This is a genomic window from Paucihalobacter sp. (assembly GCF_036825875.1).
Taxonomy (GTDB): Bacteria; Bacteroidota; Bacteroidia; order Flavobacteriales; family Flavobacteriaceae; genus Paucihalobacter.
In genome coordinates this window covers 1-6,182 of sequence record NZ_DAISXK010000065.1, presented here as the reverse complement: position 1 = coordinate 6,182, position 6,182 = coordinate 1, and the positions used below count along the sequence as shown (strand labels likewise).

Annotated in this window: 4 protein-coding genes; 2 read left to right on the top strand and 2 right to left on the bottom strand. The window is 35.8% G+C overall.

The annotated features are described in order from the left end of the window. Positions 1-31: 31 nt before the first annotated feature. Positions 32-223: a hypothetical protein gene (locus V7Z48_RS12855; RefSeq protein WP_334113995.1), complete on the bottom strand. Its 192-nt coding sequence runs from the start codon at positions 221-223 to the stop codon at positions 32-34. Between the two features lie 12 nt (positions 224-235). Further along, positions 236-2,752 (bottom strand): DNA gyrase subunit A, encoded by a 2,517-nt coding sequence (gyrA, locus tag V7Z48_RS12850; protein WP_334113993.1) that lies wholly within the window; start codon positions 2,750-2,752, stop codon positions 236-238. A gap of 261 nt (positions 2,753-3,013) precedes the next feature. Here gyrA and V7Z48_RS12845 point away from each other — a divergent pair, with 261 nt between their 5' ends. After that, a complete protein-coding gene (locus V7Z48_RS12845; protein WP_334113992.1) occupies positions 3,014-5,563 on the top strand; it encodes an ATP-dependent Clp protease ATP-binding subunit in 2,550 nt (849 codons plus the stop codon). Positions 5,564-5,646: 83 nt separating this feature from the next. Beyond that, positions 5,647-6,012, top strand: a complete 366-nt coding sequence (locus V7Z48_RS12840) for a hypothetical protein (protein WP_334113990.1) — start codon at positions 5,647-5,649, stop codon at positions 6,010-6,012. The last annotated feature ends 170 nt before the right edge of the window (positions 6,013-6,182 follow it).

Below are 6,182 nucleotides of genomic sequence, written 5' to 3'. Positions count from 1 at the left end.
TGGGGTTTTTATGCAAAAACTTTAAGAAAAGTTAAAATAAATACTTTTCTTTCATTTTATCATCCATGTTTGACATTAAACCATCGGCAGCAACGGTTGCTGATTTTGCAGTAGCGAAGTCACTATTTTTTAGTGCTTTTTCAATGGTTTTTATTTCATCTTTTTGCGCAAATGAAAAGCTACTAACAATTATAGCAGCCGCAATTATAAATTTTGTTTTCATTGTTTTTAGGTTTTAGTTGTTATTATCGTCCGGTTCATCATTTGCAAGAGTTGTGCCATTTTCTAAATCTGCGATATCGCTTACCTCTTCATCATCCTTCATTACTTTAGCAACTGCTGCAATTGAATCGTTATTTTTAAGATTAATTAGCCTTACACCTTGGGTTGCTCTTCCCATAACTCTCAAATCTTTAACTTCCATTCTTATGGCAATTCCCGATTTATTGATAATCATTAAATCATCTTCGTCGGTAACATTTTTTATAGCCACTAAATTACCGGTTTTTTCGGTAATTGAAATGGTTTTAACGCCTTTTCCTCCGCGATTAGTAATTCTATAATCTTCTAAATCACTACGTTTTCCATATCCCTTTTCAGAAACTACTAAAATATTACTTTGCATATCGTCAACAGCAATCATTCCAATTACTTCATCATTTTTGTCTGCCAGGGTAATACCGCGCACACCTGATGCGCTTCTGCCCATAGGTCTGGTTTTTGCTTCTTCAAATCGGATAGCTTTACCAGATTTCAGCGCAATCATCACTTGGCTTTCGCCAGTGGTTAATTTAGCTTCTAACAACTCGTCATCTTCTTTAATAGTAATGGCATTAATACCATTTGTTCGTGGACGAGAATATTGTTCAAGTGATGTTTTTTTAACTTGACCTTGTTTGGTGGCCATAATTACATAATGGCTATTGATGTAAGCTTCGTCTTTAAGATCCTGCGTACAAATGAAAGCTTTTACCTTATCGTCTTGTTCTATGTTTACAAGATTTTGAATGGCTCTTCCTTTAGAAGTTTTACTACCTTCAGGAATTTCATAAACGCGCATCCAAAAACATTTTCCTTTTTGGGTAAAAAACAACATGTATTGGTGATTGGTACCAACAAACAAATGCTCTAAGAAATCTTCATTTCTAGTGGTTGATGCTTTTTGACCAACGCCACCTCTATTTTGTGTTTTGTATTCGTTTAAAGGTGTACGCTTGATATAACCTGCGTGCGAAATAGTGATTACCACATTTTCGTCAGGTATCATATCTTCAATGCTCAAATCGCCACCTGCATACTGAATAACGGAACGACGTGCATCACCATAGCGCTCTTTAACCTCAAGAAGTTCTTGTTTAATGATTTCCATACGTCTGTCTTTTTTCTGTAGGATATCTTTTAAGTCCTCGATGGTTTTGATCAACTCTTCGTATTCCGATCTTAACTTGTCTTGTTCTAGACCCGTTAATTGACGCAGTCTCATTTCAACAATGGCTTTGGCTTGGATTTCTGAAAGCGCAAATCGAGCAATTAATTTTTCGCGCGCTTCATCAGCATTTGAAGAAGCACGAATAATAGCGATCACTTCGTCAATATTATCCGAGGCTATAATTAAACCTTCAAGTATATGGGCGCGTTCTTCAGCTTTTCTTAACTCATAAGTGGTGCGTCTGACGACCACTTCATGACGGTGCTCAACAAAATGATGAATTAAATCTTTTAGATTCAACATTTCGGGACGTCCTTTTACGAGAGCGATATTGTTTACGCTAAAAGAAGACTGTAAAGCCGTGTATTTGTATAATTTATTTAACACGATATTAGAAACTGCATCGCGTTTAAGAACATAAACGATACGCATTCCATTTCTATCCGATTCATCACGGATCGATGCTATACCGTCCATTTTTTTATCATTTACTAAATCGGCAGTTTTTTTAATCATGTCTGCCTTATTGACTTGGTAGGGGATTTCAGTTACAATAATACATTCTCTTCCTTGAATTTCTTCAATATCTGCTTTGGCTCGCATTACCACTCGACCTCTGCCTGTGTGGAATGCCTCTTTAACACCTTCATAACCATAAATAATACCTCCGGTAGGAAAATCAGGTGCTTTTATGTATTGCATTAAACCATCTATATCAATATCGGCGTTTTCAATGTAGGCAATGGTGCCATCTACCACTTCAGCCAAATTATGAGGTGGCATATTAGTAGCCATTCCAACCGCAATACCTGACGCGCCATTTACTAATAAATTAGGAATCCGAGTTGGCAATACCGTCGGTTCCTTTAAAGTATCGTCAAAATTTAATTTATGATCTACGGTTTCTTTATCTATATCGGCCAGCATATCTTCTGAAATACGACGCATTCTCGCTTCAGTATATCGCATTGCTGCCGGGCTATCACCATCTATCGAGCCAAAGTTACCTTGACCATCCACTAACATATAACGCAAGCTCCATTCCTGAGCCATACGCACCATAGCGTCATACACGGATGTATCGCCATGCGGGTGGTATTTACCTAAAACTTCTCCAACTATTCTAGCTGATTTTTTATGTGCGGTGTTTGATCTCACACCTAATTCGTGCATACCAAAAAGTACGCGACGGTGAACGGGCTTTAAACCATCTCTTACATCTGGTAATGCACGTGACACAATGACTGACATTGAATAATCAATGTAAGCCGATTTCATCTCATCTTCAATGTTAATTGGAATAAGCTTTTCTCCTTCTGCCATAAGTTTTTAATTAATTTTTAGTAGGTTTTTTTAAAACATGCTAATATAACCATTTGAATAGGTTTTACAGGACTTTAAGCGGAAGTTTTTGATACTTTTTATTAACAAAATCAAATGATTTTTTAGTTGATAAATACACCTTGATTTTCTTTGATTTATGTTTTTTTTTTCATCAATTAGCTCTAACTATCTTAAATTAGGTATAATTATTGCCATGAGACAGTTGAATTTCATTAATTTTATAGCAGATAATTTGATACCATGGACGATAATTTTTCCCCAAGAGTTAAGGATGTAATAGCTTATAGCAAAGAAGAAGCACTTAGGCTTGGCCATGATTTTATAGGTACTGAGCATTTAATGTTAGGGCTGTTACGCGATGGTAGTGGCAAAGCAATAGATATTCTTACATCTTTAGAAATAGACCTTAACCAACTGCGACGCAAAGTAGAAATACTGAGCCCGGCAAATCCTGAAGCGACTCTTAATTCTAATGAAAAAAAGAATTTACATCTCACCAGACAGGCCGAACGCGCCTTAAAAACCACCTTTTTAGAAGCCAAACTTTTTCAAAGTACTTCCATAAATACTGCGCATTTGTTGCTGTGTATTTTAAGGAATGAAAACGATCCAACCACCAAGTTACTCAACAAACTTAAGGTTGACTATGATAATGTAAAAGAAGAATTTAAAACAATGATAACAAACGACGACGACTTTTTAGATACCCCAAAAGCAGAATCTTTTTCGGATGATGACGTGAATGAGGAAGACGATTCAAAGCAAAATCCTTTTGCACAATCGACTCCGAAATCTAATAAAAAGTCTAAAACTCCAGTTTTAGACAACTTTGGAAGAGATTTAACCATACTTGCCGAAGAAGGAAAATTAGACCCTGTAGTGGGTCGTGATAAGGAAATACAGCGTGTTTCGCAGATATTAAGTAGAAGAAAAAAGAACAATCCGCTACTTATTGGCGAACCAGGTGTAGGTAAATCTGCCATAGCCGAAGGTTTGGCCTTGAGAATTATTAAACGACAAGTATCGCGTATTTTATTCAATAAACGTGTTGTAACTCTTGATTTAGCAAGCTTAGTTGCAGGTACCAAATACCGTGGTCAGTTTGAAGAACGTATGAAGGCCGTAATGAATGAACTTGAAAAGAATGACGACATCATTCTTTTTATTGATGAAATCCACACTATTGTAGGCGCTGGTGGTGCCACAGGAAGTTTAGATGCCTCAAACATGTTTAAACCTGCTTTGGCCCGTGGCGAAATACAATGTATAGGTGCAACGACCTTAGATGAGTACAGACAATATATTGAAAAGGATGGCGCTTTAGAACGTCGTTTTCAAAAAGTTATAATTGAACCAACGACTGTTGAAGAGACGATTCAAATCTTAAATAATATAAAAGATAAATACGAAGAACATCACAATGTTGATTATACTCCTGAAGCGATAATAGCATGTGTTAAATTGACCAATAGATACATGACCGAACGCTTTTTGCCAGACAAAGCCATAGATGCTTTGGATGAAGCTGGATCGCGTGTTCACATCACCAATATTCAAGTTCCGGAACAAATAATTGAACTTGAAAAACAACTAGAAGCTGTAAAAGAAACTAAAAATACCGTTGTTAAAAAACAAAAATACGAAGAAGCCGCCAAGCTTAGAGATGATGAAAAGCGACTTGAAAAAGAGCTATCTACTGCACAACTAAAATGGGAAGAAGAATCTAAGATGCACCGTGAGGTGGTAACTGAAGATAATGTGGCTGATGTTGTATCGATGATGACAGGTATTCCTGTGAACAGAATAGCCCAAACTGAAAGTAACAAACTAGCAAAACTACCCGATTTAATAAAAGGTAAAGTTATTGGTCAAGACGAAGCGGTTGCCAAAGTGGTTAAAGCCATTCAGCGAAACCGTGCCGGACTTAAAGATCCTAATAAACCCATTGGCTCATTTATCTTTTTAGGTCAAACAGGGGTTGGTAAAACGCAATTAGCTAAGGTCTTAGCTAGAGAGTTGTTTGATAGCGAAGATGCTTTGATTAGAATTGATATGAGTGAATACATGGAAAAATTCGCCATTTCAAGACTTGTAGGTGCACCTCCAGGATATGTTGGTTATGAAGAAGGCGGTCAACTCACTGAAAAAATCAGACGTAAACCGTATGCGGTCGTTTTATTAGATGAAATAGAAAAAGCCCATCCAGATGTGTTTAACATGCTGCTGCAGGTATTAGACGATGGTTTTTTAACTGATAGCTTGGGTCGAAAAATTGATTTTAGAAATACGATCATCATTATGACGTCTAATATTGGTGCCAGAAGATTAAAAGATTTTGGACAAGGTGTTGGTTTTGGTACATCTGCCAGAACGGCACAAGCAGATGATAACACTAGAAGCGTTATTGAAAATGCGCTTAAAAAAGCATTTGCTCCTGAGTTCTTAAATAGAATTGATGATGTAGTGATGTTCAATAGTCTTGAAAAAGAAGATATCAATAAAATTATCGATATTGAATTAAAGCAATTAACTGACAGAATTAAAGATATCGGTTATACGCTTAAGTTGAGCAAAAAGGCGAAAGATTATATTGCAGAAAAAGGTTTTGACAAACAATATGGTGCGAGACCGCTCAAACGTGCGATTCAGAAATATATTGAAGATTCACTTGCTGAAGAAATCATCAATTCAAAAATTGTTGAAGGCGATGTCATTATTATGGATCTCGATGGTGACTCTGATAAATTGAGTGTAAAGATTGAAAAATCTGAAGAGCACACGAAGTCGTAAATCATTTAGACAATCATAAAACTCCTTTAATCGTTTTAAAGGAGTTTTTTTTGCCGCAAACTTATTAAGTTATAATTTTAAGTATGTCACAAGTACAAATATTAAATTTTTGCACTATCACTTTTTATGATGGCTATATGTTAGTCGTTATGAATGAAGGCGTTAGTGTGACTGCTAAATTACAGGATGTACTTGTAGAAAAAGCTTTGGATTACTATCATAAAAAACCTTTTGTGTATCTAACGCATCGCATAAATTCCTATTCAGTAGATCCCTCTATTTATTTTGAAACTTCCAAGCTAGAAACCTTGGCTGGGTTTGGTGTTATAGCAAAAGATTACAAAGCAAAAATTAATGCTGAAATTGAAAAGTTATTTCTAAAAAAACCTTTCCGAATATTTGAAGAATTAGACGAGGCCATTTCATGGGCTAAGTCTTTAATCGAGTAATTATAATTATTTAGGTTTTTATTTGTAGTTGTATTCTTAATTAAGTGTTATTTCAGATTGTTGAAAGTCGAATACTACTTATTGGGTTTAACAGCAGAACACTAAATTTAACCACTTTCAAAATCATTGACAATAGACTTTTTAAATTCTTCAGAAAACCGTCTTTGTTT

Coding starts and splice junctions, on each gene's coding strand:
- gyrA (WP_334113993.1), bottom strand. CDS start 2,752: ATGGCAGAAGGAGAAAAGCTTATTCCAATTAACATTGAAGATGAGATG.
- V7Z48_RS12840 (WP_334113990.1), top strand. CDS start 5,647: ATGTCACAAGTACAAATATTAAATTTTTGCACTATCACTTTTTATGAT.
- V7Z48_RS12855 (WP_334113995.1), bottom strand. CDS start 223: ATGAAAACAAAATTTATAATTGCGGCTGCTATAATTGTTAGTAGCTTT.
- V7Z48_RS12845 (WP_334113992.1), top strand. CDS start 3,014: ATGGACGATAATTTTTCCCCAAGAGTTAAGGATGTAATAGCTTATAGC.